The 24,747-nt window shown below is 65.2% G+C and carries 26 protein-coding genes; 5 read left to right on the top strand and 21 right to left on the bottom strand.

The window, feature by feature from the left end:
- Window positions 1-51 precede the first annotated feature (51 nt).
- The 17 genes from AC1DT7_RS15030 to AC1DT7_RS14950 form a co-directional block, all read right to left on the bottom strand.
- Window positions 52-486, bottom strand: coding sequence for a DUF6628 family protein (locus AC1DT7_RS15030; protein WP_478036836.1), 435 nt, complete (start codon window positions 484-486; stop codon window positions 52-54).
- A gap of 69 nt (window positions 487-555) precedes the next feature.
- Window positions 556-1,890, bottom strand: coding sequence for a bifunctional folylpolyglutamate synthase/dihydrofolate synthase (locus AC1DT7_RS15025; protein WP_478036835.1), 1,335 nt, complete (start codon window positions 1,888-1,890; stop codon window positions 556-558).
- 196 nt (window positions 1,891-2,086) lie between these two features.
- The gene (gene accD, locus AC1DT7_RS15020; RefSeq protein WP_478036834.1) at window positions 2,087-2,941 is read right to left on the bottom strand and encodes an acetyl-CoA carboxylase, carboxyltransferase subunit beta; all 855 of its coding nucleotides are present in this window, start codon (window positions 2,939-2,941) and stop codon (window positions 2,087-2,089) included.
- Window positions 2,938-3,750 (bottom strand): tryptophan synthase subunit alpha, encoded by an 813-nt coding sequence (trpA, locus tag AC1DT7_RS15015; protein ID WP_478036833.1) that lies wholly within the window; start codon window positions 3,748-3,750, stop codon window positions 2,938-2,940. Before trpA ends, accD begins: the two co-directional genes overlap by 4 nt.
- The gene (locus tag AC1DT7_RS15010; protein WP_478036832.1) at window positions 3,747-3,941 is read right to left on the bottom strand and encodes a hypothetical protein; all 195 of its coding nucleotides are present in this window, start codon (window positions 3,939-3,941) and stop codon (window positions 3,747-3,749) included. The genes trpA and AC1DT7_RS15010 overlap by 4 nt, the downstream gene beginning before the upstream one ends.
- The gene (trpB, locus tag AC1DT7_RS15005) at window positions 3,938-5,167 is read right to left on the bottom strand and encodes a tryptophan synthase subunit beta (protein ID WP_478036831.1); all 1,230 of its coding nucleotides are present in this window, start codon (window positions 5,165-5,167) and stop codon (window positions 3,938-3,940) included. The genes AC1DT7_RS15010 and trpB overlap by 4 nt, the downstream gene beginning before the upstream one ends.
- Before the next feature lie 64 nt (window positions 5,168-5,231).
- Window positions 5,232-5,870, bottom strand: a complete 639-nt coding sequence (locus AC1DT7_RS15000) for a phosphoribosylanthranilate isomerase (RefSeq protein WP_478036830.1) — start codon at window positions 5,868-5,870, stop codon at window positions 5,232-5,234.
- Between the two features lie 16 nt (window positions 5,871-5,886).
- Window positions 5,887-6,387 (bottom strand): GNAT family N-acetyltransferase, encoded by a 501-nt coding sequence (locus AC1DT7_RS14995; protein ID WP_478036904.1) that lies wholly within the window; start codon window positions 6,385-6,387, stop codon window positions 5,887-5,889.
- A 12-nt stretch (window positions 6,388-6,399) separates the two neighbouring features.
- Window positions 6,400-7,074: an orotidine-5'-phosphate decarboxylase gene (gene pyrF / locus AC1DT7_RS14990; protein WP_478036829.1), complete on the bottom strand. Its 675-nt coding sequence runs from the start codon at window positions 7,072-7,074 to the stop codon at window positions 6,400-6,402.
- The gene (locus AC1DT7_RS14985; RefSeq protein WP_478036828.1) at window positions 7,071-7,412 is read right to left on the bottom strand and encodes a hypothetical protein; all 342 of its coding nucleotides are present in this window, start codon (window positions 7,410-7,412) and stop codon (window positions 7,071-7,073) included. Before AC1DT7_RS14985 ends, pyrF begins: the two co-directional genes overlap by 4 nt.
- Window positions 7,413-7,494: 82 nt before the next feature.
- Window positions 7,495-9,789: a patatin-like protein gene (locus AC1DT7_RS14980; RefSeq protein ID WP_478036827.1), complete on the bottom strand. Its 2,295-nt coding sequence runs from the start codon at window positions 9,787-9,789 to the stop codon at window positions 7,495-7,497.
- Window positions 9,789-10,484, bottom strand: a complete 696-nt coding sequence (locus tag AC1DT7_RS14975) for an endonuclease/exonuclease/phosphatase family protein (protein WP_478036826.1) — start codon at window positions 10,482-10,484, stop codon at window positions 9,789-9,791. The genes AC1DT7_RS14980 and AC1DT7_RS14975 overlap by 1 nt, the downstream gene beginning before the upstream one ends.
- 118 nt (window positions 10,485-10,602) lie before the next feature.
- Complete coding sequence (locus AC1DT7_RS14970) at window positions 10,603-12,090, bottom strand: tryptophan halogenase family protein (RefSeq protein ID WP_478036825.1); 1,488 nt, start codon at window positions 12,088-12,090, stop codon at window positions 10,603-10,605.
- Between the two features lie 16 nt (window positions 12,091-12,106).
- Entirely contained in the window at window positions 12,107-13,150 is a 1,044-nt protein-coding gene (locus AC1DT7_RS14965; protein ID WP_478036824.1) for a cupin-like domain-containing protein, read from the bottom strand.
- Entirely contained in the window at window positions 13,150-13,866 is a 717-nt protein-coding gene (locus tag AC1DT7_RS14960) for a SapC family protein (RefSeq protein WP_478036823.1), read from the bottom strand. The genes AC1DT7_RS14965 and AC1DT7_RS14960 overlap by 1 nt, the downstream gene beginning before the upstream one ends.
- Before the next feature lie 173 nt (window positions 13,867-14,039).
- Window positions 14,040-17,228, bottom strand: a complete 3,189-nt coding sequence (locus AC1DT7_RS14955; protein ID WP_478036822.1) for a TonB-dependent receptor — start codon at window positions 17,226-17,228, stop codon at window positions 14,040-14,042.
- Between the two features lie 101 nt (window positions 17,229-17,329).
- Entirely contained in the window at window positions 17,330-17,680 is a 351-nt protein-coding gene (locus AC1DT7_RS14950; RefSeq protein ID WP_478036821.1) for a hypothetical protein, read from the bottom strand.
- A gap of 39 nt (window positions 17,681-17,719) precedes the next feature.
- Here AC1DT7_RS14950 and AC1DT7_RS14945 point away from each other — a divergent pair, with 39 nt between their 5' ends.
- A complete protein-coding gene (locus AC1DT7_RS14945; protein WP_478036820.1) occupies window positions 17,720-18,064 on the top strand; it encodes a RidA family protein in 345 nt (114 codons plus the stop codon).
- Between the two features lie 52 nt (window positions 18,065-18,116).
- Complete coding sequence (locus AC1DT7_RS14940; RefSeq protein WP_478036903.1) at window positions 18,117-18,593, top strand: low molecular weight protein-tyrosine-phosphatase; 477 nt, start codon at window positions 18,117-18,119, stop codon at window positions 18,591-18,593.
- 20 nt (window positions 18,594-18,613) lie between these two features.
- Here AC1DT7_RS14940 and mobA read toward each other — a convergent pair whose 3' ends face one another.
- The 4 genes from mobA to AC1DT7_RS14920 all read right to left on the bottom strand — a co-directional run bounded on the left by mobA (window position 18,614) and on the right by AC1DT7_RS14920 (window position 21,542).
- Window positions 18,614-19,156: a molybdenum cofactor guanylyltransferase gene (mobA, locus tag AC1DT7_RS14935; RefSeq protein WP_478036819.1), complete on the bottom strand. Its 543-nt coding sequence runs from the start codon at window positions 19,154-19,156 to the stop codon at window positions 18,614-18,616.
- A 3-nt stretch (window positions 19,157-19,159) separates the two neighbouring features.
- A complete protein-coding gene (fdhD, locus tag AC1DT7_RS14930) occupies window positions 19,160-19,960 on the bottom strand; it encodes a formate dehydrogenase accessory sulfurtransferase FdhD (RefSeq protein WP_478036818.1) in 801 nt (266 codons plus the stop codon).
- Between the two features lie 260 nt (window positions 19,961-20,220).
- Window positions 20,221-20,481 (bottom strand): hypothetical protein, encoded by a 261-nt coding sequence (locus AC1DT7_RS14925; RefSeq protein ID WP_478036817.1) that lies wholly within the window; start codon window positions 20,479-20,481, stop codon window positions 20,221-20,223.
- The gene (locus tag AC1DT7_RS14920) at window positions 20,478-21,542 is read right to left on the bottom strand and encodes a Glu/Leu/Phe/Val family dehydrogenase (RefSeq protein WP_478036816.1); all 1,065 of its coding nucleotides are present in this window, start codon (window positions 21,540-21,542) and stop codon (window positions 20,478-20,480) included. Before AC1DT7_RS14920 ends, AC1DT7_RS14925 begins: the two co-directional genes overlap by 4 nt.
- 592 nt (window positions 21,543-22,134) lie before the next feature.
- Here AC1DT7_RS14920 and AC1DT7_RS14915 point away from each other — a divergent pair.
- The 3 genes from AC1DT7_RS14915 to AC1DT7_RS14905 all read left to right on the top strand — a co-directional run bounded on the left by AC1DT7_RS14915 (window position 22,135) and on the right by AC1DT7_RS14905 (window position 24,747).
- Window positions 22,135-22,953, top strand: a complete 819-nt coding sequence (locus AC1DT7_RS14915) for a DUF1444 domain-containing protein (protein ID WP_478036815.1) — start codon at window positions 22,135-22,137, stop codon at window positions 22,951-22,953.
- Window positions 22,954-23,353: 400 nt separating this feature from the next.
- On the top strand, window positions 23,354-23,980 hold the full coding sequence (locus AC1DT7_RS14910) for a RibD family protein (RefSeq protein WP_478036814.1): 627 nt from the start codon (window positions 23,354-23,356) through the stop codon (window positions 23,978-23,980).
- Complete coding sequence (locus AC1DT7_RS14905; RefSeq protein ID WP_478036813.1) at window positions 23,977-24,747, top strand: hypothetical protein; 771 nt, start codon at window positions 23,977-23,979, stop codon at window positions 24,745-24,747. Before AC1DT7_RS14910 ends, AC1DT7_RS14905 begins: the two co-directional genes overlap by 4 nt.

The raw sequence follows: 24,747 nt of genomic DNA, 5'->3' as shown, positions 1-24,747 counted from the left end.
GCTCCGGTAAGCGAGCAGGCTGGCCGGCCGGAATTCCAAGCTGTCGCGGGTTTACACCGTGATCGGCCGGCCCGCGTCGGCAAAGGCCGCTGCAAGAACCGTCGCGCTGGCGAGAACGCCGTCGACCCGGCGGATACCGAGCAGGTCGGCGAGCAACAGCCGCGCTGCTTCTGGCGCCGTCTCGGCGCGGGAGAGCACCGTCAGCACCGCGCTTTCGGCTGCGGTCATCCGCATGCAGCAGCAGGGTGCGATCGCGATCGGGCCATTCGCGGTGGTCGCGAGATCGGCCATCAGGGCGCGCATCAGCACGAGCGGACGGCGAAAACCCTCCCCGAAGCCGTTGAGCATCGCGTGCGCGGCATGCGCATCGGCCAGGCCGTGCGCGCCGATTCGTCTGATCGCGAACAAGGCAAGCCGCCCATTCGGGCATGACGGCATGGCATGCGGCAACATCTGGGTAGGGGCGGGTGCTGGGGTGACCGTCATGATACGCGACTCCGTCTGCTGGAATGGCAGCGTCGCGATTTGGTTATTGCAAGTCAATAGCAATAAGGATCAGTTCGGAGCTTCGCCATTTGCCGCGAGCACTTCGCCTGCGAGATAAAGCGAGCCCAGGATCAGAACGATCGGCGGCTCGGCCGGGTCGGCGGCCGCGGTGATGTCGGCAAGGGCGGTCGGCACGTCGGCGGCGGTATTGGCGATCATGCCGAGACCGCGGGCGATGCCTACCAACATGTTCGGGGTGTGATGCTCGTGATTTGGCACCGGTACTGCGTGCAGCGTCGTGGCAAGGCCTGCGAACGGCGCGAGCAGACCGGCGGGATCCTTGTTCGAGAGCATGCCGAGTACGAGATGCACCTCGCTTCGGCCGGTGCCGGGAAAGGCGATCTGGCGGAGCGTCGCAGCGACGCTGCTGGCGGCGGCGGGGTTGTGACCTCCGTCGAGCCAGAGCTCGCTGCCGGGCGGGAGCAGTTCGGCCAGCGGCCCGGTGCCCAGGCGCTGCATTCGGGCCGGCCAGCGGGTCGCCTCGGCGGCGGTGCGATAGGCTTCGAACGGGATGATCAGCTGAGTCTGGTGGCGCAGCATGGCGATGGCGAGCGCGAGATTCTCCGGCTGATGGGGGCCGGCCATCTCGGGCAACGCGGTTTCGATCCGACCCGCAGCGTCGCGATAGCCGAGCTTGCCATCCTCGGCGGCGAAGAACCATTGATCTCCGGCGGCCGACACTGGCGCGCGTGCGGCGCGGGCAACCATTTCGACCCGCTGTGCGATGGGAATGGGGTAGCGCATCGTGACCAGCGGCACGCCGGGCTTGGCGATGCCGGCCTTTTCGCCCGCAATCACCTCGGCAGTGTCGCCGAGGAAGCTCTGATGGTCGATGCCGAGTTGGGCGATACCGGTCACGAGCGGGCGAGGGATGACGTTGGTCGCGTCGAGCCGGCCGCCCAGGCCAACTTCAATGATGCAGGCATCGGCCGGCTTGCGGGAGAAAGCGAGGAAAGCGGCCGCAGTCGTCACCTCGAAGAAGCTCGCGCCGATGTCTCCGGCGACATTCAGCACCTCTTCGAGCAGGGCGGCGAGGGCGTCGTCCTCGATCAGCGTGCCGGCGATGCGGATCCGCTCGTTGAAGCGCACGAGATGCGGGCTGGTATAGACATGGACCGTCAAACCCGCCGCCTCGATCGCCGAGCGGAGAAACGCGCAGGTCGAGCCCTTGCCGTTGGTGCCCGCGACATGGAGCACCGGCGGGAGATGATCCTGCGGGTTGCCGAGGCGGTCGAGCAGCGCCGTGATACGTTCGAGGCCCAGGATGTCGGCACCGGGGGACAGCGACCAGAGGCGGTCCAGCTGTGCCTGCACGGCGGGGGAGGTGGAGGTGGCGGAGTCCATTTCTAATTCCCCTCCCGCTTGCGAGTGATGAAATCAATCGGGGTCAACCATGCCCCCGGCACGGCTGAGGAATGCACCCCGATTGATTTCATCGCTGGGCTAGGTGTGAGCTCCCGCTCTCCTCCAGCGGAGCGCTTGTTGATGCCGGGCGCCMACCCCTCGGTCCCCTCCCGCAAGCGGGAGGGGAGGAAGGTGGTCACGCCGCCTTCTTCGTGCAGAGATAATCGATCAGGCTGGCGAGGGTCGCGCGCAGGTCACGCCTGTGCTTCACCATGTCCAGCATGCCGTGATCCAGCAGATATTCGGCGCGCTGGAAGCCCTCGGGAAGCTTCTCGCGGATGGTCTGTTCGATCACGCGTTGGCCGGCAAAGCCGATCAGGGCGCCGGGCTCGGCGATCTGCACGTCGCCGAGCATCGCATAGCTCGCGGTGACGCCGCCGGTGGTCGGGTCGGTCAGCACCACGATGTAGGGCAGACCGGCATCGTGCAGCATCTGGATCGCGACGGTCGCGCGCGGCATCTGCATCAGGCTGAGGATGCCCTCCTGCATGCGCGCGCCGCCGGCTGCGGTGAAGATGATGTACGGGCAATTATCGAGGATCGCGTTCTCGACGCCGCGCACGAACGCTTCGCCGACCGCCAGGCCCATCGATCCGCCCATGAAGGCGAAGTCCTGCACACCGACGACTGCCTTGCGGCCCTCGATCGTACCGCGCGCGTTAATCAGCGCGTCGCCTTCCGACGTCGCGGCGCGGGCCGCCTTGATGCGATCGACATAGCGTTTGGTGTCGCGGAACTTGAGCGGATCGTCCTGCACCTTGGGCAGCGGGATGATCGTGTAGCTGCCCGCGTCGAACACATATTGGAAACGAAGGACCGGGCCGATCCGGTCATGATGCTGACAGTTCGGGCAGACATGGAGGTTGTCCTCCAGTTCCTTCACGAACACCATGTTCCCGCATCCCTTGCACTTGTGCCAGAGATTGTCGGGCGTGTCCTTTTTGGGAACGACGAACGACAGCGCGTTCCGGACGCTGGTGAGCCAGCTCATACGGTTTCCTTTCGGGCCGCGGCGATCGCCGTCGACAGGGAACGGATATAGGCCTCTACCAGCGCGCTTGCACCCTCGGCGTGCTGACCGACGAGTTCGACGATGGCGGAGCCGACCACGACGCCGTCGGCGACGCGCCCGATGGCGGCCGCCTGATCGGGCGTGCGAACGCCGAAGCCCACGGCAACGGGGATGTCGGTCGCCGCCTTGAGGCGGGCGACGGCGCTTTCGATCGAATCCTGCGCTGCCTGTTGCAGGCCGGTGATGCCCGCGACCGAGACATAATAGAGGAAGCCGCTGGCGCCATCGAGCACCGTCGGCAGGCGTGCTACGTCGGTGGTCGGCGTGGCGAGGCGGATCAGGTCGATACCGGCGGCGCGCAGGTTGGGGCCGAGCTCGTCATCCTCCTCTGGCGGCAGGTCGACGCAGATCACGCCGTCCACCCCGGCATCGTGCGCGGCGCTGGCGAACCAGTCGGCACCGCGGCGGAGCATCGGATTGGCATAGCCCATCAGCACGATCGGCACGCCGGGATGGCGCTCGCGAAACGACTTGGCGATGGCGAGGATATCGGCGGTGGTGGTGCCGGCGGCGAGGCTGCGCAGGTTCGCCGCCTGGATCGCGGGGCCGTCGGCCATCGGATCGGTAAAGGGCATGCCCAGCTCGATCACATCGGCGCCACCCGCGACCAGCGCGTCGAGGATGGAGCCGGTGGCCCAGGGCGCCGGATCGCCGGCGGTGACGAAGGTGACGAGCGCGGCGCGATGCTGGTCGCGGGCTCGGTCGAAGGCGGCAGAAAGACGGGTCATCGTGCGGAGCGCCGTTGGCTGATGAGTTGCGAGAAAAGGCCGGCTGCGGCACCGATTTCGACGGCTTCGAGGCCGCGTGGCAGTGGCAGGCGCCAGTCGGACAAAGCGAGGCCATATTGGTTCAGCTCGCGCACGATGAGCGCGACGATCGCACCCACCACGGCGCCGGTCACGAGATTGGGGAGGTTCATATCTCGACCCCCAGCGCCTCGGCGACGGTGAAGATGTCCTTGTCGCCGCGACCGCACAGATTGCACAGGATGATCTGGTCGCGGTCCATCTCGCGCGCGACGCGGGCGACGGCGGCGATGGCATGGCTCGGTTCGAGCGCGGGGATGATGCCCTCGGTGCGGCAGAGCAGCTGGAACGCGTCGAGCGCTTCGGTATCGGTGGCGCTGGTATATTGGACCCGGCCGATCGAGTGGAGCCATGAATGCTCCGGGCCGATGCCGGGATAGTCGAGCCCGGCGGAAATCGAATGCGCCTCGGCGATCTGGCCGTCCTCGTCCTGCAGCAGATAGGTCTTGTTGCCGTGGAGCACGCCGGGCGATCCTCCCGCCAGGCTCGCCGCATGCTGCTTGTCGAGGCCGTGGCCGGCCGCTTCGACACCAAGCATCGCGACATCGGCGTCGTCGAGGAACGGGTGGAACAGGCCGATCGCGTTCGATCCGCCGCCGATCGCGGCGACGAGCAGGTCGGGCAGGCGATCGATGCGGCTCAGCATCTGCGCGCGCGCTTCCTTGCCGATCACGCTCTGGAAGTCGCGGACCAGCTCCGGATAGGGATGCGGGCCGGCGGCGGTGCCGATGATGTAGAACGTGTCGTGGACGTTCGCGACCCAGTCGCGCAGGCCCTCGTTCATCGCATCCTTCAGCGTCATCGCGCCGGAGGTGACCGGGCGGACCTCTGCGCCGAGCAGCTTCATACGGAACACGTTCGGCTGCTGCCGCTCGATATCGCGCGCGCCCATATAGATCACGCAGGGCAGACCGAAGCGGGCGCAGACAGTCGCGGTGGCGACGCCGTGCTGGCCCGCGCCGGTCTCGGCGATGATCCGCGTCTTGCCCATGCGCATGGCGAGCAGGATCTGGCCGATGCAATTGTTGATCTTGTGTGCGCCGGTGTGATTCAGCTCGTCGCGCTTGAACCAGACCTGCGCGCCCTTGCCCTCCGGCGCGCTTTCGCGCAGCGCTTCGGTCAGCCGCTCGGCATAATAGAGCGGGCTCGGGCGGCCGACATAATGTTCGAGCAGATCCTCGAACTCGGCGGTGAAAGCCGGGTCGGCCTTGGCGGCGCGATAGGCCTCATCCAGCTCGAGGATGAGCGGCATCAGCGTCTCGGCGACGTAGCGGCCGCCGAACTCGCCGAAATGCCCGCGTTCGTCGGGCTGGGCGCGGAAGGAATTGGGGACGTTCATGATGCGGGCGCTTTAGCACCTCGGATGCGCGTGTCGAGTTGAGTAAAACTTGAAGGCCGCGAGGTCAGAGGCTTTTGACGGTATCGAGGAACGCGGCGATCTTCGTGACGTCCTTGATGCCGGGCGCTGATTCTACCCCGGACGAGACATCGACCATCGTCGCGCCCGTCGTCCCGACCGCTTCGGCCAGGTTCAGCGGATCGAGCCCGCCGGACAATGCCCAGGGGAGCGGATGGCGAAAGCCCTTGAGCAGGGTCCAGTCGAACCGGACGCCCATGCCGCCCGGAAGCGTCGCGCCCTGTGGCGTCTTGGCGTCGTAAAGGATGCGGTCGGCGGCGCCGCCGAACGCCCCGGCGACGGCGAGGTCGGCACGCGACTTGACGGCAACGGCCGCCCAGATGGGGAGGCCCGTGCGCGCCTTGATCGCGACCGCCCGAGCAGGGCTGGTATTGTGGAGCTGGAGCGCCTGAAGCTGTCCCGCGCCGATCGAAGCTTCGAGCAATGCATCGTCGGGATCGACGAACACCCCCACGCGGGCGACATGCCCGGGCACGAGCGCGGCGAGTTGCGCGGCGCGCTCGCGGCTCAGGTTGCGCGGGGAGGGCGGGAAAAAGACGAAGCCGACATGGCTCGCACCGCCCCGGATTGCTGCATCGAGGGTTTCGGGCGTCGAAAGGCCACAGATTTTCGCGGTGACGGGCATGGCGCCGCCATAGGCGTCAGGCGAGGGGCTTGACCAGTACCGTCATGTAGAGCGGCGGCTCGACCAGGATGGGAAAGTCCCGACGCTCGGACGTGCGGACATAGCCACGTCGCTCATAATAGGCGACCAGCTCGGCCCGGTTCTCGATGACGGTCATCTCCATCATCGCGGCGCGGAAGGCCTCGCGGGCAAGCGTCTCGGCCGCGTCGATCAGGCGCCTGCCAAGACCGCCGGCCTGCAGCCTGGGCTCGATGCAGAGCAGCCCGAGATAAGCGAGCCCGTCCCCGCGATCGGTGACCTCGACGCAACCGATCGGCATATCGTCGTCCAGCGCGATCAGCAGGCGTTCCGCGGGGTTGGCCAAAGCGGCCTCCAGCGTCGCGAGATCGGTCCGTGTCCCGTCGAGCAGATCGGCTTCATGAGTCCAGCCGGCGCGCGCCGAATCACCGCGATAGGCGCGCTCGATCACCGGATGCAGGCGCGGCAGATCCTCCGGCTCGGCAAGACGAATCACGATGCCGGACATGGATTAAAGCGTCGCGCCGATCTCGCGCGCGGCGATATCGGGATCGTCGGCCTGAGTGATCGGCCGGCCGACCACCAGGATCGAGGCGCCGGAATCGAGCGCCTGGCGCGGCGTCACCACCCGCTTCTGGTCGCCCACCGCGCCATTGGCGAGGCGGACGCCCGGAACGACGAAGAAACCTTTGGGCCAGATCGCCTTCGCCGCAGCGACCTCCTCGCCCGAGCAGACCACGCCATCGACGCCGGCCATCATCGCCAGCTCGGTCAGGCGGACCACCTGGGTGTGCGGATCGTCAGGGCAGCCGATCGAAGCGAGATCGCGCGCGTCGAGGCTGGTGAGCGTGGTGACCGCGACCACCTTGGTGCCGGTCGGCGCGGCCGCCTTTGCATCCTCGAGCATCGATCGGCCACCGGCGGCGTGCACCGTCAGGATCGCTGGTTCGAGCGGGCGCAGCGCCATGATCGCCTTGGCGACCGTATTGGGGATGTCGTGAAACTTCAGGTCGAGGAAGATCGGCAGGCCGAGCTCGGCCATCTCGCGCACGCCGGCGCGGCCATTGGCCATGAAGAATTCGAGTCCGAGCTTGATGCCGCCGACATGATGATGGACCCGCTGGGCGGTTGCCTTCGCCTTTTCCAGGTCGGGCGTATCCAGGGCGACGAAGATCCGGCTGCTCATGCGCCACCCGGCGGAACGGCGGTCGGGATGGCGGCGGGTGGGATCACGGGTTCTGGCTCCAGCGGAAGGGGCGCGGCCGGCGCGAGCACGCCGCGCAGGTCGGCAAGGGTGCGTTCCGACGTGGTCAGCCGGTTGCGCAGCCGCCAGCGGATCGCATTGTAATAGATCATCGTCGGCACCAGGCCGATCAGGAAGGTGACGAACAGCAGCAGCGGCAGGTTCACCTCGGCAATCAGGCCGCCCCACAGCTTGATCGGCACGGTCGTCCAGTTGCCCAGGGTGAATACCGCGGCGACGAAGGCGAGCAGGCACCAGAACAGGATTTTCAAGAACTGCATCGTCTCTCCGTTTTGGGCGCAACGCGGCGGAAGCTACCCCCGGCGGGCTGATTTGACCAGCCCGGCTGCGATGGTGGGCGGGCTAGCCGATTTCCTTGCGCAACGACGCGATCAGCCCCGGGATCGCCTCCAGCTTGGGTTCCTCCTCGTCGAGGACCGCGCAAAAGGCCGCGCGCTTGATGGCCGCGACCCGGCCCGGCTTCAGGCGCGCGCTGGCCGGCAGCGAGGACAGCACGATGTCGATCATGCGCTCGGCCCCGTGCAGTCGGCCCCACAGATAGTCATTCTCGCGATATGCGCGGCTGAAAAAGGCGCCGAAGCTGTTGAACTGGACACCCTTGAGCGTCGCCTCGGCCCCACCGGCGCGGATCGACTTGGCATCGTCGGGAGATATCCGGTCCACCTTGATCGGATCGAATTCGTCCAGCCCCTCGCCCTGGAGCAGCGGCAGGGTGGCGACGTCGAAATAGGGAAAGCCCAGATAGGTCAATAGGATCGGCCGCTTGAGCGCACGGGGCAGGCCGGTAAAGGCGGCGGCGAGGCGTTGCTCGGTATTGGTGTCGAGCTGCTTCAGGTCGAGCGATTCGGCAAGCTTGTCGAGCAACGGCCCGGCATCGCCGCGCAACAGCCGCACGTCCTTGCGCAGATGCGCGTGCCGGTCTGTGCGCTTGCATTCGAGATAATCGGCGAGCGAGGCATAGACGGCGTCGCGGATCGGCTCCAGGTCGGCCTCGTCATGGTCGGCCTCCAGCTCCGTCAGCCGGCGTGCGAGCAGGCGCAGGCGGCGGATACGGAAACCGAGATCATAGGACCGCAGGAAGCTGATCGTCGTCTGGCTCGCCCCGTCCGAGAAGCTGGGTTTGAGATCGTCGAAACCGCGCTCGCGCACCGCCTCGGCGATATGGCCGCGGATCCGCTCCCAGCGCTGCGGCCCAGGCTCTCCGCCGGCGTGATAGAGCAGTGACGTCAGCGCCTCGACCACGCCGGCGATCTTGAGATGCCCATAGGCGGCATAGCCATAGCCGGCGGCCTTGGCGGCGGCCGACTGCGCTCGCGCACGCCAGGAGGCAAGACGTGATACCGTGGGGGAATCGAGAAACAGCGTATAGCCGAACAGCGCCTCGACCCGCGCCTCGACCTCCGGCCGGATGCTGGAGACGATGCCGCGCATGCGCTCGATCGTGCGGGAGCGCTCGGCGATATCCTCCAGATTGTCGCGGATCGGCTGCTGGCGGGGCAGTTCCGAGACAGCGCCGATGATCGTCTGGAAAAAGCCGGGTGCATTGGGATTATGCGGTCCGAAGCGTAGCTTAACGCCGGGCGAAGGGTCGATATAGACGAACCGGCGGTCGATCTCGCGCCGGGCGGGGCGCTCCCGCAGCGCCTCTATCGCCGGGCGGAACGGTGCGTTGGCAAGGACCGATCCGTCGATCAGCACTGCCTGGTCGGCCGCATTGGCAGCGAACTGGCGTGGCAGGATCCGTTTCAGGAAGTCGGCGCGCTCGGGCCATTCGACCTTGCGATGCTTCAGCACCTTGTCGAGCTCGCCGACCATGAAGGGCGGGAAGGCACCCGGAAAGCTCGAGGTGGAGCGGGCGGCAAAGGCAAGCTCGGCCGGATGGGCGAGGCTGTCGCCGGCCGCGCCATGATCGGTGAAGGGCACGACCAGGCGGTGCTCGGTCTCCAGCACTTCCGGGGGCGAATTGAGCATCAACCGTTCGGGGTGGCCGCGGAAATCGGTGACGGTGACGAACAGGTCGAGCGGCTGACCCTCCGGCAACAGGCGCGCGCCTCGCGGCGCTGACGCCATGGCGTTGAGCGCATCGAGGATCAGTCCGGTGAACAACGCGCCGCCAAAGGGCGGTTCGAACCAGCGCGATCGGATGAAGTGCGACAATTTGGTGCGCACCTCGTCGCGCGCGCCTGCCTCCACCAACTCGTCGATATTGTCGCCGCTGCGCTTCTCGGCGAACCAGGCGATCGGCAGCGCCCAGACCTTTGAGAAGCGCGAGGACGGGGCCTGATTCTCGTCGATCAGCGCCTCGATATCGGCCGAATCGAGCCATAGCTTGGTCAGCGGTTCGAGCGACTGGCCGGTGGAGATGGCCTGGGCGAGGAACACGCCGTTGATGCCGCCGGCGCTGGCGCCCGCGATGATGTCCACCAGCACGCGCATGCGCAGGCCGGTTTCTTCCTCGATTTCCTGCAACAGGTCGCGATAGACGCCCTGGCTGCCCCCGGCCGGCGTCTCGCCCTTGTGGAAGGCCTGGCTCGCCCGGGCGAGCCGCCAGATCTCCTTGGTGATGCCATGCATATAGACGGCAAGGCTGATGCCGCCATAGCAGACCAGGGCAAGGCGAAGCTCCTTCTGGCGCATCAGGCCGGCTCCACCACGGCCCAGATCGGCAGATGATCCGATGCCTTGCGCGCGGTGGCGCTCTGATGGGTGCCGCAATCGGTGACGCGCAGCCCGGCGGAAACCATGATCCGGTCGAGCCGGGCGACCGGGCGGCGGACATGGAAGCTGGGGCCGGTGGCGGCGAAGCTATAGTCACGGCCGAAATCGCGCAGGCAGCCGGCCTGGGCGCTCCACTCGTTGAGATCGCCCATCAGCACGGTCGGGCGGCGCGTGACGCTCGCATCGACATGGGCCAGGATCGCATGCGCCTGGCGCCGACGCCACAGACCGGACAGGTCGAGATGCATGCCCACTATACGGATCGGCACGCCATCGGTGCGCACATCCGCCATCACCGCGCCGCGTGGCTCGAGCGCGGGGAGGTGGATCGCCTCGCAATCCATCACGACCGATTCCTTGCGGATCAGGATGACATTGCCGTGCCACCCCATGCTGCCGCCGCGGGCGCCGAGCGGCACTGCCTTCCACGGGCTATGCTCCTCAAGCGTGTGAAGCGGAATGACACCGGCCTTGGCGCCGAAGCGGCGATCGGCCTCCTGCAGAGCGATGATATCGGCATCGATCTCACGCAGGACGTCGAGGATCCTGTTGGGATCACGGCGTCGATCGAGACCGATGCCCTTGTGGATATTGTAGCTGGCAACCTTGATCATGTGCGTGATGGAACGCCGATCGACAAAGATGGTTCGCCGCGCGCCTCTGAACGCCCGGCTTTCCCGTCGTATATGCCCAGTTTCGCGCCAGACCAGCGCGAAAATATTCGGGCGGGTATCACGTCGTGGCGGCGCAGTAGCGCTGGAGGAAGTCCTGATGCGCCGGCATCTGCGCGACCCTGCCCGCGATATTGGCCTTCAGGTCGCCGAGCGCGTGGCCGAGTTGGCCCGGCGGCATCAGGCGGGCAAGGTGATGATGACCGCGTGGTCGGTTGCCCTGGCCGAGCATGACCTGCACCCAGGAATCCACCCGGAACAGCTCGTCCGATGCCTGATATGCTTGGGCATTCTCGCGGAACAGGGCGATGCGGCGCGCGAGCGAGGCCGGAATCTCCATCGTCCGGCACCGCCGCCAAAAGGCGCTGTCGTCGCGGTCGGTGAGGCAATAATGGAGGATGATGAAGTCCCGCACGCCTTCCAGCTCGGTCCGCGACAGCTGGTTGTAGCGATCGATCAGCGCCTCATCGAAGCCGTTGAAGGGGAAGGACTGCAACAGTCGCGTCACCGCGATCATGATGAAATGGATGCTCGTAGATTCGAGCGGTTCGATGAAGCCGCTGGACAGGCCGAGCGCCACGCAGTTCCGGTTCCAGGCCTTTTGCCGCGTGCCGGTGCGGTAGCGGATCAGGCGCGGATCGAACAGCGGCGCCCCGTCGAGCTCGCTCAGCAACAGCGCCTTCGCCTCGTCGTCCGCCATGTCGGCGCTGGAGAAGACCAGGCCGTTGCCGACACGATGCTGAAGCGGGATGCGCCAGCGCCAGCCTGCCTTATGCGCAATGGCGCGGGTATAGGGCACGGCCGGGCCAATCGATTCCGTCTGCACGGCATAGGCGCTGTCGGTGGCGAGCCAATGGCCCCAGTCCTCATATCCCGTCTGAAGAGTCTGTTCGATCAGCAAGGCGCGAAAACCGGTGCAATCGATGAATAGATCACCTGCAATCGTTTGTCCGGATTCCAGTATAAGTGCCTTGATAAAGCCAGTTTCTGGATCCTGATCGACCTTTGCGATCTTGCCTTCGACCCGCTTGACGCCATCCGCCTCGCTCCGCGCGCGGAGGAAGCGGGCATAGAGAGTCGCGTCGAGATGATAGGCATAGTTGATCTGGGCGTCGTCGCCCGTCGCGAACCTGTTCGCCTCGGCCGCCTGCAACTCGAAACAATAGTCGCCGATGTCGCCGGCAACGCCTTCCGCCCTGGCCTGGAGCCAGAAATGGTGGAAGTCGGCCATCCAGGTCGATTTGCCGAGCACGCCGAAGGAATGGAGGTAACGGTCTCCGATCCTTCCCCAATTTTCGAAGGCGATACCCAGCTTGAAGCTCGATTGGGTAGCGCGCATGAAGTCCTGCTCGTCCACCCCGAGCAGGGAATGAAAGGCGCGGACCGTAGGGATGGTGGATTCGCCGACGCCGATCGTGCCGATCTCATCGGATTCGACGAGCGTGATGTCGAGCAGGCCGCCAAGCTGTTTCGAAAGGGCGGCGGCGGCAAGCCAGCCGGCAGTGCCGCCCCCGGCGATGACGACCTTGCGTACGACCTGTCCGTCCATGCCGGTCTCCCTTAAATCAGCGGTTCAGGCGATTGAGCAGCATGGCGCGCAACCGCCGGGCCCTTGTCTCGTCGAGCGGCGCAAGATTGCCGCGCGCCGCCTCCGGTAGATGAGCGCCTGCCTGGTCGGCGGGTCCGAAGACATAATAATCGAACAACTCCCGCCAGGCGAACTTCTCGGGCTCCGGGCGGTCGCGCAGGCTGAGCAGGGCATGCAGCAGCGTGTTCTGCGGCGTATCCATGAAGGCTGGGGAGGCGTTCCACCAATAGTTGATCAAGATGTTGAACCGGTCGAGCGCCTCGACATGGTGCCACCAGAGCGCCGGGTAGAAAAGGATGTCGCCCGGTTCCAGTTCCGCCACCTCGCCAGCCCCGAGCGCTTCGGCGAAGCGGGGGAAGCGTGTCAGGTCGGGATTGCGGAAATCGACCATCGAGACGACCTGGCCGCCGGGTGTGGGGTCGAGCGGGCCGGGATAGAGGTTCCGCACCTGATCGGGCGGGAAGAGCGTGAAGCGCCGCCTGCCGACGGTGCAGCAGGCGATATTGTTCGACATGTCGTAATGCGCCGACGCGGTCGTCCGGTTGCCGATCCAGATGCTGACGATGGGCGGACTGTCCCCGAGCACTGCCTGATCGAGCGCGAGATCATTCTCCTCCCGCAGCCCCGGCAGATAGGTGTCGAGATCGGTTGAGCCGACATAATAGGACGGCGGCCGGTCGTCGTTCCATTCGGCCTTGAGCCGATCGAGCAACTCGTCGAGCAGCACCCGGCAGGCTTCGAAATTCATCGCGGTCGCTTCGTCGTTATAGAAGAAGCGTCCCTCGATTTCAGGCTGGCCGACAAAACCGACGACCGGCTTTCCTCGATAGAAGGACTTCACATAGTCGATTGCCCGTTCTGGCGCGGCGAGCCCGGCCCCCACCAGGGGCCAGTCGCGGGCGACCCCGCGCAGGATCGCCGGCCGCTGCTCGTCCATCAGCGCCTGGAGCGGGATCGCATCGGGTGTAACGCCCTCGATCACCCTGGTCTTGCGCAAGGGGACTGTCCGGGGGGCGGCCATCAGGCGATGTCGGCTTTCCGGTTCTTCAGGTCGATCAGGCGACCCATGTTGCCCATCGACGCGATCACGAGAAAGGCGAGGGGCAGGAAACCGCTGATGTTCAGTCTCTGCAGGGCAGCGCCGTCGAGTTGCGACAAGGCGTTCCGTGAAATGGTGAACAGGTCCGGCAGCACATATTTCCGCGTGTCGTCCAGCTCGATTTCGACCGCGACGGGTTCGATCAGCCCGGCATGATCGAACGCCTCGAACATCGGGCCGGTTGCCTCGATCCCGGTATAGATTCTCCGCAAAATGGTGGACATATGTTCAAGATAGGGGGCGTTTCCACCATGAGGCAGGAAGAGCGGGAGCCCCTCTGTCAGGCTGACCCGCGGATGGTCGAGATCGATATGGATCATCGGTTCTCCATCGGTTCCGCCATCCTTGAAACCGATCAGGAACGGGCCGCGCTGAAGCACGGCGGGGACGTAGCGGCTCTGCCAGCCGGTTTCGCCAAGGAATAGATTCTCGTCCCGGTCGAGCCCTAGAAGCGCGACCGCCTGTAGGGCACCGTTTTCATCATGTCGGAAGAAGATTGGGTAGTCCCGTTGGATTTCCTCGAATTCCGTCGGGAAAACCGCAACCTGGTTGACGTTGCCGCCATCGTCGGTGCCATGGCGCGAGATCACTTTCAAATCGCCATGATCGAGATTGTTCAGCTTTACCCTGTTGGTCATGCGATCCTGTCCAGCCCATGCTCTCGTCATCTGCGGTGTTTCGGCCGGGCGGCTCTTCATCCACCGCGACGGGCATTTGCCGCCATGATGGGACAGGGAGCTCAAATCCTAAAGGGAAAAAGGCCGCTGCGACCCGCAGCGGCCTTCCCCCTCCTGAACGCCGTGGTTGCGTCTCAGAACTTGAAGCGTGCCCCGAGCATGAAGCGCCGGTCGAGCTCCTGCGCGAACCAGAGCTCGCTTTCGGACCGGGCATAGGTGCGTACGCTTTCCTCGAGCAGGTTGAGACCCTCCACCGTCACCGAGATGTTCTTGGTGACGTCGTAGCTGATGTTCATGTCGAGCTGGCCGAACGGCGCCGTGAATTCGGGATTGCGCGATCCCTGGCGATTGATCCCCGAGAGGAACTTGTCGCGCCAGTTATAGGCAAGTCGGGCTGAAAGGCCGTATTTGTCATAGATCAGCGTCGCGTTGAAGGTGTCGCTCAAGCCGAGCAACGCGAACTGGTCTTCCGCCGGGCTAGCCCCGATGTTGAAGCCGACATCGCCTCGGACCATCGTATAGGCGGCCGAGACGCCTAAACCGGTATTGCCAAGGAAATACTGGCCGGCAACCTCGATGCCCCAGATCTTGGCATCCTTGTTGTTGATCGGGCGCGATACCTGGAACTGGTAAAGCGGATCGCTTGTGTTCGGATTCACGTCCAACGTGTTGTTGATCGTCTTGACATAGTCATCACTCAGCGAATGCGTGATGGGATTGAAATTGGCGGCGAATTGCGAGGTCGCCGCCGCCACTGATCCGGTCGACTGGATCAATGCCGTCATCGCGAACAGGTTCACGTCGCTGGTATCGGCGCCAAGGCCAGCGAGCGCCGCTTTTGCGGCACCCGAACGACTTCCGGCGGCGCCGGAACTGGGATCACGCAGGCCGAACAGGTCGCTGGTAAACTGGCCACGGCCGATGAAGTTGTGCACCCGCTTGTCGAACAGGCCGACCGATATGTAGCTGTCCGGCTTGAAATAATATTCGAGCGAGACGTCGAAATTGTCGGATGTGATCGGCGAAAGCTGGGCATTGCCCCTCGTCGCCGACGCAATGCCGCCATTGTTGATCGGGCGCGGCGGGCCGCCCACCGTCGTCGCGGTGAACAGGTCGCTGTAGTTCGGACGGGCGATCGACTTGCTGAACGAGAAACGCGCGACGAGATTGTTCATCGGCTCGATCCGGAAATCGAATGACGGCAGCAGGTTATTGTAGCTGCCCTTGCCGGTTATGAAGTTGCTCTGATTGGAAATGACGACGGTGAAGTCGTTGTCCGACACCCAGTTGATCGCGCCCGGCACGGCTTCCAGCGACGTCGTGGTCGATTTGGTGTTCTCATATCGCACGCCGGCGACCATGCTGGCTTTGCGCCCGGCGATCTCGCCGTCCCAGGTCATTTGGCCATAGGCTGCCCAGATGGTTTCCTTGACCCGATTATCCTGGTTGCTGGTGATGCCGACGGCATTGCCCGCCTTCGCGTAATTGGCGGAAAGGATGGAATAGAGATCGGCGGCATTGCCGCGGAAGGCGAGCTGCGAGGCAGGGTCGCCGCCCGTATTATACTGATTGAACTTGCATTCGAGGCAGAAGGCCTGGAGCGCGCCCGGCGCGAGCTTGTTCACGTCGCCCGGGTTGGTGATGCCCCAGTCACCCAGCGTCTGCTGTGTGGAGATGAAGGTCTGGCGCATGTCGGCGGTCCGGTAGTTGCCACCAAAGTCGAAACGACTGCCGCCGCCCAGGTCCCAGCCGAAATCGGCCCGGATTTCCTTGACGGTCTGTTTCTGGGTAGAAGAGTTGGTACGGCCGACCTGCGATCCGACGTCGTTGACGTCAAGCGCGCCATTGCCGGCACTGCTGATGGTGATCTTCTGCTGTGGAATGCCACCGCTGCCATAGTCGACGGAGTGCGCCGAAACGACATTGGCACCCATGCCGACCAAGGTCGAGCTCTTGCCGTTGGGGTTATCCGGCCGGCTGTCCGACTTACTGATATGGCCATCGAGATTCAGCGAGAAGTTGTCGGCAAAGTCCCATTTGGCGTTAAGGCCGTAATCCTGAAGCGTGCTCTTCTGGGCGCGAGATTGCGCTTCGAAGCCTTCGTCCTTCGCACCGTTGATCGTCTCGTGAAGATAGGTTGCCGTGGCGACCGTGGGGTTGCCGTCGAAGGTCACCACGTCGAACGGCCGGCTGAACCAGTTGGACAGATCCGAACGGGTCTCGCGCTGCCTGTTCTGCGCATACAGCGCGTCGGCGGTCAGCGTGAGGGAGTCGGTCGGGCGGAATTGCATCACTGCCTGGCCGTTGAAGCGCTCGCGCGTGCCCTCGGCATAGTGATAGCGGCTGTCATTCGGGATCGCGACGAGCTGGTTGGGGTTTTTCGGCGCGTTGTTGACGACGGTGCAATTGGAAGCAGGCGTGCTGGTGGGGCAGATCTGCGGTATGGCATCGGCGCCCGGAATCGCCCCCGGTATGTTGCGCGCGAATCCACCCGTCAGGAACGTGCTGTACGGGATGATATTCCAGTCGTTCGACGTGGCGGCGATCGAAGTATAGTTGCGCTTCTGATAGCTGCCGAACAGCGAGACGCCGAACTTCTCGGATGGGTCGGACCAGCTCAGCACGCCGGAGACCTCGGGTGTGACCTTGGACCCGCAGTCGAGGCAGCCATTGACGCTGGTATCGTACACCGCCTTCGCGCCGATGCTGCCCGACAGGCCGGAGGGGCCGTCGAGCGGATGGCGCGAGACGACGTTGATCGTGGCACCGATGCCCCCGGACGGAATCGCGGCCCGGCCGGTCTTGTAGACCTCCAGCGTCTTCACACCTTCCGCGGCGAGGTTGGAGAAGTCGAAGGAGCGGCTGGTGCCCTGCGCGCCATCGGAATTCTGGTCGCCGCCGACCACCGAGACGACCGAGGTTGCCAGTGTGCGGCCGTTGAGCGTCACGAGGTTATAGTTCGGGCCGAAGCCACGCACCGTAACCAGGGCGCCTTCGCCATTGGTCCGGTTGATCGACACGCCGGTGATTCGCTGCAGCGACTCGGCCAGGTTGGTGTCCGGGAACTTGCCGATATCCTCGGCGGAGATCGCATCCACGACGCCGGACGAGTCCCGCTTGATCGCGATCGACCGTTCGAGGCTGGCGCGGATGCCGGTCACGACGATGTCCCGTTCGGCGTCTCCGGTCTGGTCGTCGGCAACACCGGCCTGTGCCGAAGGGCCGGCCTGCGCCAGCGCCATGCCAGGCATCATCAGACACACAGCGACAGCGATTGCGGATGTGGAACGCGCAAACGCCGACGAACGCCCAAAGCTTCTCATAAATCACCCCTCCTGCGGCGCTCCCGACGGGCGCCGACATTGTTTTTTGAGAGCAGAATTCGCGCTGCTCGATGATAACGCTACCAAATTGTCTGACGTTGTCAATGGGGATCGTGAGGAAACGGAAGGGGGGATAAAACCAGAATGACCACGATTTTTTCGGTGGCTGCCCAGTGAGGTGAGGATTGTGACGGACGACGACGAATCACCATTGTCCGACGTATGACCAAAGTGCCTGCGATCAGGGCGCTCAGCGGTGCCAGAGGCTCGATTTTCTGCTGATCCGGCTGCGGCGATCGACTTTGATCGGCGTCACCAATGCGAACGGCGCGCCCACCACTGTCAACGGCGTCGCCATCACCGATGCCATCCCCGATGGAGGCGTTGCGTGCCGGCGCCATCTCCGGCAGGCAGCGCGCGATCGATTCGGGCGACCGCGCGATCTTGCTCACACGAATGAAGCGCGCGTCAGGCGCCGGGAGATTTGAAGGATGACCATCACTCGCATCGATGCAGGCCCGCGCATGAGCCAGGCCGTGGTGCACGGCGACACCGTGTATCTGGCGGGGCAGGTCGGCGCGCCGGGCGAGAGCGTCACGGCCCAGACCAAGGCGGTCGTCGCGCAGATCGAGGATCTTCTGGCGCGCACCGGCAGCGACAAGTCGAAGATCCTGTCGGCGACGATCTGGCTGGCCGACATGGCCGATTTCGCGGAGATGAACACCGTGTGGGACGCCTGGATCGACGGCAAGGATGCTCCGGCGCGTGCGACCGGCGAGGCGAAGCTGGCGACGCCGGAATACAAGGTCGAGATCATCATCACCGCCGCACGCTGAGCCGGCATGTCGCGGGGAGGACAAATCCCCGATCCTGGCCTATCCGGTGCTTATGTCCTCCTCCCGCGCGCAACACGCCATCCTGTTCGTCTGCCTCGGCAATATCTGCCGCTCTCCACTGGCCGAGGCGGCGTTCCGGGTCGAAGCGGCGAAGGCCGGGCTCGAGGCCGAGGTCGATTCGGCCGGTACGGGCAACTGGCATATCGGCCGGGCGCCGGATGCCCGCGCCCAGGCAACGGCCAGGCGCCACGGTACCGACATCTCGGGCTATCGCGGACGGCAGGTGTCGGCCGCCGATTTCCGCCGCTTCACGCATATCTTCGCACTTGATGCTGATAATCTCGCCGGCCTCAGGGCCATCGCACCGCGCGACGCGACCGCGACCATCAATCTGCTGTTGAACCTGGTGCCGGGCCGGGAAGGGCAGGGAGTGAAAGATCCCTATTACGGGACCGATGACGGCTTCGAGACGACCTGGAGCGATGTCAGCACGGCTGCCCGCGCCCTCGTGGCGATGCTGAAGGGGTGAGCATCAGGTTGGGCTTCGGATCATCGATTGTGGTGGCCGGAATCCAGCCCAACCAGGTCTGCGGGGGTGTTGACGTTCGGCAGGGCTTCGGGCGTTTCGATACTGACCGCGCCGACGAGCTCGGCCCATCGGCGCATCGACAGGCTGCCCTCCTGCTGCAAATGCCCGTCGAGGCGCGGTGCGAGCGCCGAAGGCCAATAGCCACAGACGGGTAGCCCGCCGAGTATCGTGGCATCGGTTCCTGAGGCCAGTTGGGCGAGCAGCCCCGGCGGATAGGCGGGGACATCGCAGGGGACCGAGAGGACGCCGGCAAATCCATGGTCGACCGCATGATGCAAGGCCGCGTTCAGCCCGCCAAGCGGCCCGAGGCCAGGGGCCGGGCGATCGGGCAGGCCCGGATAATCCTTGTAGGTCCGGCCCGAGATGGCGATCCGGTCGACCAGCGGCGCCAGCGCCGCGATCGCATGCTCGATCAGCGGATGGCCGCCAACCAGCGCAAGCGCCTTGTCCGACCCGAAACGCCGTGCCGTGCCGCCGGCCAGGACGATGCCCAGGATCGGCATGGTTCAGCCCTGCTCCGGCGCGCGCAGGAAACTGTCGGGTCGCGCCAGCGATAGCAGCGTGACATTCGCCTCCGCCGCGCGGGACAGGGCGAGTGTGGTCGGGGCGGATATCGTCACCAGCGTGGCGCAACCCGCCATGGCGGCCTTCTCGACCAGCTCATAGGAGCAGCGCGATGACAGCAGGGCGAAGGTATCGCGCCAACCCCGGCGGTCCCGCGCCATCGCGCCGATCAGTTTGTCGAACGCATTGTGGCGGCCGACATCCTCGCGGGTGAAGAGGATCGCGCCGTCGCCGTCGCAGGCAAGGGCTCCATGGACCGCGCCCGTCTCCCGGTTGAGTCGTTGAGCCTCGCGCATCGCATCGAGCGCGCGGAAGACGGCAGCGGGCGCGATCGGTTCGGCGGCGGGCAGTATCGGCAGGGGGCGCATCGCCTGTTCCAGATTCTCGATCCCGCACAGCCCGCAGGACGATTCCGATATTCGGTGCCGTACGCGATCGATCACCCGCCCGGCGCGCGCCGAGGTCAGGGTGATGCGCACGATTTCGCCGCGTTCGGTCGAGTGGCAATCGACATCGACGATATCCCCGGGACCGTCGACCAGCCGTTCCGACGCGACAAAACCATAAGCGAAATCGACCAGGTCGGCCGGCGTCGCCATCATGACGGCATAGCCGAGGCCGTTGATCTCGATCGCGACGGGTGTCTCGACGGCGATGTTCCGGTCGATCCGCGCGCTGCCGCCGTCTCGCGCCACACGGTCGAGCGCATGACCATGATATCCGGCTTCACCCTGCATCGTCATGGCCGCTTTCGTTCACGGCGTTGAATTCGGTCGCCTCGCCCTTGGATACCGTCGCTCCGCGAACGCGCAAGATGGCAAGCGCCTGGACCATGCGGGGGAAGACGGTCGTCCGCGGAGCCGAGCGCATCGCCGCGAAACGAAATCCCCCGGTCCAGCGGCCGCTGGCTGCGGGAGATCGACTTGCCGAATGGCGAGCGATGGGGCTTGGACCGACCGCCGCCGGCCCGTGCCCTATTCGATCGCGCGTTTCGGATAGCAGGTCAGGCCGGTTCCTCGAAGTCGAGCGTCACCTCGTCGATCAGGAACTGGCTGCGCAAGGTCGCGGCCAGGATACGCGCGTCATGCGCATCCACGTCGGTCGCCTCGATCTGGATCCTTACCTGCCCGTCGGCGCGACGGACCAGAGCGAAACCGGGCACGAGCCCGCGCCGTGCGAACTGGCCGAAGACCCGCGGGATCAGCTCCGGATCGTCGGCACCCTGGAGCCTGTAGCGCGCCAGGGGCCGTCGAACCTCCGTCATGGAAGCGCCAATGCTGGTGCCCGGCCACGCGCGATGGTCGCCCGAGCGAGCCGGTCGGCCGCGACATTGACGGCGACGCCCGATTGTTCGGCTTCGGCCCAGACCTGATGCAGGCGGCCTGGGATCGCATCGATGCGGGCGGCGACCTCCTCTCTGTCCCAGCCGAGATATTCGGCGCAGACATTGATGATGCCGCCAGCATTAACGACGTAATCCGGCGCATAGAGCACGCCACGATCGGCGAGGGCCGCACCGTCCGCCTCATTCCCGAGCTGGTTGTTCGCGGCGCCGCAGATCACGGCGGCGCGCAGCTTCGGGATGGTCCGGGCATTGAGCACACCCCCCAGCGCGCAGGGCGCGAGGATGTCGCAGCGCGCCTCCAGCACGGCGCCGAGCGACGCGACCTCGGCGCCGGTCCGGGTCGCCACCGCCGCGACGACGGCGGATCGCGGTTCGGCGACGATCAGGCGCGCCCCGGCGTCGTGGAGCAGATAGGCGAGCGCCGCGCCGACCGAGCCCAGGCCCTGGATCGCGACGGTGCAATCGCCGATCGGCCGGCCAAGCCGATGCTCGGCCGCTGCCTGCATCGCGCGGAAGACTCCGAGTGCCGTCCAGGGCGAAGGATCGCCACCGGGCCGGGCGTCCTGCGGCGGCAGGCCTGCGACATGGCGCGTATGCCGTGCCACTTCGGCCATGTCGCCGACGGTGGTGCCGACATCCTCGGCGGTGACGTAACGACCCCCAAGCTCGTCAACCGCTTCGCCAAAGGCACGAAACAGGGCGGCGCGATCGAAATCTCCTTCAGGGCGGCGGAGTACTGTCTTGCCGCCGCCAAGCGGCAGCCCGGCAAGGGCATTCTTGTAGCTCATCCCCTCGGCGAGGCGCAGCGCGTCCTGCGTGGCGTGGTTGAGATCGGGATAGGTCCATAAGCGGCAACCGCCGGCGGCAGGGCCGAGCTGGGAGGAATGGAGGGCGATGACGCCGTCCAGACCGCTTGCTGGATCTTGCAGGCGAACGACTTGCTCAGGCGGATGCGCATCATGCGCACGGGAAAAGTCCATGGATGTATCTTTCGGAAAACACTGAATTATTGATTCGGCGTGGCGGATGCGTCCCGCGCCAGCGCCTCAGACCGATGGGATCAGATCGCGAGAATCTGCCCGGTCGTAATTCGGGTCCCGATAATAAGTCGGATCGAGGCGCAGGCGGGGACGCGGGGCATTCGGGCGTGCGAAGGCAGGGCGTACGCCGCTACGTTCTTCGTCACTGCCAACATGCCCTGCACGGTCCGGTGGATCCTCGATCGACGGTGCGATTCTTCATCGCTCCCGTCCTGATAGACGGACGAGCACGAAAAATCCGTAACTTTTTTGGACGACCGCGGTTCGTACCGCACCCTCTGGAGCCCTGTGGAGGAGAAACCTCCCCGCGGTCGAGCCATCCCGGGTCGACAGTCGCACGGCGGACCAGCCTGTCCGCGGGAGATCAATGCATGGCAGGAACCGTAACGCCGGTTCCTCGTTCGATCATCGCTGAGCGCAAGGAAAGGGGGCAGGTCATGTTGCGGTTTTTCCGATTCCTGCTGCCATATTTGGTTCGGGCATGCGGTTTCCGAGACATGTTTTTATCCGACGCTAACGGGAAAGGATCGCGATGAGCCTGCTTTCGAAGCTCTTTGGGCGGGGCACTGGCGATGCGACGCAGCCGCCGGCCCCGTTGAGCCGCGACCAATTCGCCGATCACTATGTGGCGATGCTGGCGGAGAAGGCTCCGGACCTGACGGTCGAGCGGGTCGATACCGGCATTCGCCTGACCTGGGCCGATGGCGGGACGATGACCCAGTTCCTGAACAACGCCTATGCGCAGTACAGGGGTGATCCGGATGCGCTCGATCCAGTGCTGGAGGCGCAGCTTGCCTCGGCGCGCGCCGCGGCCGAACCGCGGCGCCTCGATCTCGATCTGGTCATGCCTCTCATCAAATCGCGATCCTGGCTCGACACCGCGAGCGCCCAGGCTGGTCGCGAGGTGGATTTCGTGCTCCGTCCCTTCGTATCGGATCTGATCATCGTCTTCGCCCAGGACCTTGAAGCGAGCATTTCCTATGTGAAGGCGCCCGATCTGGAGGGAGTGTGCGACGAAGCCCAGCTCGTCGATCGGGCGATGTCGAATCTGGCGAAACGCGCATCCGGACTGGAGGCAGTCGGCGGCGAGGGCAGATATCGGATCGAGCTCGACGGCATTTTCGATGCGAGCCTGATCCTGCTTGCCACGGATTGGATCGCGCCGCTCGAACTGGAGGGCGATCCTGTCTTCGCCATACCGAGCCGCGACCGGCTGATGGTGTGCGGCGGCGCCAACGCACGGGCGGTGGCCGAGCTGGCCGAAATCGCCCCGCAGATCGCGGCTGGGGACGCCTATGACATATCCGGCGCGCTGCTGACCTTGAAGGACGGTACCCTGCAGTTGCTTTGACCGTGCGATGCCGACGCGGCGGCTGTCACACGGATACCCGGTGGGTTAACGCTCGGGGCCGTCCCCCATGTCATCCTGCCCGGACGGGCGGAGTTCGATTCCGGTCGATTGGAACCGCCCCCGGGGAAAGGCTGGCCGGATAGTCGGCACTTTGCGGAGGGCCTTTGATCAAGGGTTAAGTCCACCGGAAATATAACATGAATGGTGGTAAAATCTTCATGAACTACGACTCTGCATTCACGCTTTTGGAAATGTTCGAAGTTCCACTATAAATGGTTGCAACGCTTCTTTCTCGCATCTCGCTCCATGCTATTCAGTGCCGGTGTTGTGCCTCGTTTTCCTGTAAATCCCATTGTCTTCAGGGACATTGGTTTTGGACGGAAAGCCACTGGAGAAGTGAATGCGGCGGCCCTTCATCCATATCAACTTCGCAACCGAAGACGCCCGCAGCATATCCCAGCCGCAGGGACTCTCCGGGAACATCTCCTGCGGCGCGGACTGGCACAGGGTTCACGTCCTGCGGGAGCGCTATGATGCGATCGCGGTCGGCGGCAAGACATGGAACATCGACCGGCCACGCCTGACGGTTCGCCCCGAGAAGCTTGGGCGCGAGCCACGTCGTCAGCCCAACCGCGTGATCTTCGCCGGGTCGCAGCCCTGCGCGATGTCGCATCCCGGCGCGCTGGCCTTCGTCATCAGCTCGCACGATCATGTCGATCCGGGTGCTGTCGCGCTGCCGATGAGTGGCCATGACCTAAACGTGCCGCTGGCATCTCTTTACGAGCATGGCATCGAGAGCCTGCTGGTCGAAGGCGGACCCACCTTGTTGCGCTCTTTCTTCAGCCAGGGCCTTGCCGACTGCGTCACGATCTATGTGCGCGCACGCACGGCCGAAGGGGCCGATCGGGGTGCCCGCGATACGCTTGGCGCCTTGCCCGTCGAATTCCGGGCGAGTGCGTTCGGAGAAGGCTTCCTGCTCGAGTCCGGCTCGGCAGAGGTCGCAGTCGCTGCGGGCGCGGCGCGGTGACTCAAGCCGTGGCCCGATTCGTCATCTTCGCTGCGCCACGAACGGGCAGCAACCTGCTGTGCAGCCTGCTCGATGCTCATCCCCACATCCTGTGCCATCACGGCCTGTTCAATCCGGACGGAATCCATTGGGCGCGCGGGTGGCGGAGTAAGGAAGGTCTGCCCGGCAGCCTGGCCGAACGGGATTGTGACCCCGCCGCCTTTCTCGACGCGGTCTGGGCAGCGGATGGCGGTGCCCGGGCAATCGGCTTCAAGATGAACCGGGATGAGAGCGAGCATGCAATGAGCGCCCTGCTTGGCGATGCCGGCGTGCGCAAGATCCTGCTCCGGCGCCGCAATCAGGTGCGGACCTATGTGTCGGAGGAGATCGCCCTCGCTACCGGCGTGTGGGAGAGTTTCGACACGCCGGCCGATCTGGCGATGCCCCTGGTTCGCATAGAACCCGCTGAGCTGATGCGGCACGGTGCTCTCAACGCTGCCTATTATGCGCGGATCGAGGGCAGCCTGCGCACGACGGGGCAATCCTGGTTCGACACCTGTTATGAGGCGCTGGCCGATCCCGACGAGGTGGCCGCGATCCTCTCCTTTCTCGGCATCGAGACTCAGGGGCCGCTACCCGCCGCGAGCCACAAGCGCGGCCCGACCGATCTCGGCGCGGTGGTGGAGAATTTCGACGAGCTTGCCGCCGCCCTGCGCGGCACTCCGCTGCTCGACGACCTTTATCGCCGGGACGTCCCCGAACTCCGTTGCCACGAATTCACGTCCTAG

The organism is Sphingomonas sp. P3_C6, assembly GCF_056402595.1.
This window is presented reverse-complemented; position numbering and strand designations above follow the sequence as displayed.

Excerpts from the sequence above, each read along its gene's own strand:
- AC1DT7_RS14970 (WP_478036825.1), bottom strand. The coding sequence starts at position 12,090 with ATGGACGGACAGGTCGTACGCAAGGTCGTCATCGCCGGGGGCGGCACT.
- accD (WP_478036834.1), bottom strand. The coding sequence starts at position 2,941 with ATGAGCTGGCTCACCAGCGTCCGGAACGCGCTGTCGTTCGTCGTTCCC.
- AC1DT7_RS14960 (WP_478036823.1), bottom strand. The coding sequence starts at position 13,866 with ATGACCAACAGGGTAAAGCTGAACAATCTCGATCATGGCGATTTGAAA.
- AC1DT7_RS14965 (WP_478036824.1), bottom strand. The coding sequence starts at position 13,150 with ATGGCCGCCCCCCGGACAGTCCCCTTGCGCAAGACCAGGGTGATCGAG.
- AC1DT7_RS14985 (WP_478036828.1), bottom strand. The coding sequence starts at position 7,412 with ATGCAGTTCTTGAAAATCCTGTTCTGGTGCCTGCTCGCCTTCGTCGCC.
- AC1DT7_RS14910 (WP_478036814.1), top strand. The coding sequence starts at position 23,354 with ATGCGGCGGCCCTTCATCCATATCAACTTCGCAACCGAAGACGCCCGC.
- AC1DT7_RS15010 (WP_478036832.1), bottom strand. The coding sequence starts at position 3,941 with ATGAACCTCCCCAATCTCGTGACCGGCGCCGTGGTGGGTGCGATCGTC.
- AC1DT7_RS15030 (WP_478036836.1), bottom strand. The coding sequence starts at position 486 with ATGACGGTCACCCCAGCACCCGCCCCTACCCAGATGTTGCCGCATGCC.
- AC1DT7_RS15000 (WP_478036830.1), bottom strand. The coding sequence starts at position 5,870 with ATGCCCGTCACCGCGAAAATCTGTGGCCTTTCGACGCCCGAAACCCTC.
- AC1DT7_RS14975 (WP_478036826.1), bottom strand. The coding sequence starts at position 10,484 with ATGATCAAGGTTGCCAGCTACAATATCCACAAGGGCATCGGTCTCGAT.
- AC1DT7_RS14920 (WP_478036816.1), bottom strand. The coding sequence starts at position 21,542 with ATGGACTTTTCCCGTGCGCATGATGCGCATCCGCCTGAGCAAGTCGTT.
- AC1DT7_RS14980 (WP_478036827.1), bottom strand. The coding sequence starts at position 9,789 with ATGCGCCAGAAGGAGCTTCGCCTTGCCCTGGTCTGCTATGGCGGCATC.
- AC1DT7_RS14945 (WP_478036820.1), top strand. The coding sequence starts at position 17,720 with ATGACCATCACTCGCATCGATGCAGGCCCGCGCATGAGCCAGGCCGTG.
- fdhD (WP_478036818.1), bottom strand. The coding sequence starts at position 19,960 with ATGACGATGCAGGGTGAAGCCGGATATCATGGTCATGCGCTCGACCGT.
- AC1DT7_RS15025 (WP_478036835.1), bottom strand. The coding sequence starts at position 1,890 with ATGGACTCCGCCACCTCCACCTCCCCCGCCGTGCAGGCACAGCTGGAC.
- mobA (WP_478036819.1), bottom strand. The coding sequence starts at position 19,156 with ATGCCGATCCTGGGCATCGTCCTGGCCGGCGGCACGGCACGGCGTTTC.
- trpB (WP_478036831.1), bottom strand. The coding sequence starts at position 5,167 with ATGAACGTCCCCAATTCCTTCCGCGCCCAGCCCGACGAACGCGGGCAT.
- AC1DT7_RS14915 (WP_478036815.1), top strand. The coding sequence starts at position 22,135 with ATGAGCCTGCTTTCGAAGCTCTTTGGGCGGGGCACTGGCGATGCGACG.
- AC1DT7_RS14925 (WP_478036817.1), bottom strand. The coding sequence starts at position 20,481 with ATGACGGAGGTTCGACGGCCCCTGGCGCGCTACAGGCTCCAGGGTGCC.
- trpA (WP_478036833.1), bottom strand. The coding sequence starts at position 3,750 with ATGACCCGTCTTTCTGCCGCCTTCGACCGAGCCCGCGACCAGCATCGC.
- AC1DT7_RS14955 (WP_478036822.1), bottom strand. The coding sequence starts at position 17,228 with ATGAGAAGCTTTGGGCGTTCGTCGGCGTTTGCGCGTTCCACATCCGCA.
- pyrF (WP_478036829.1), bottom strand. The coding sequence starts at position 7,074 with ATGAGCAGCCGGATCTTCGTCGCCCTGGATACGCCCGACCTGGAAAAG.
- AC1DT7_RS14940 (WP_478036903.1), top strand. The coding sequence starts at position 18,117 with ATGTCCTCCTCCCGCGCGCAACACGCCATCCTGTTCGTCTGCCTCGGC.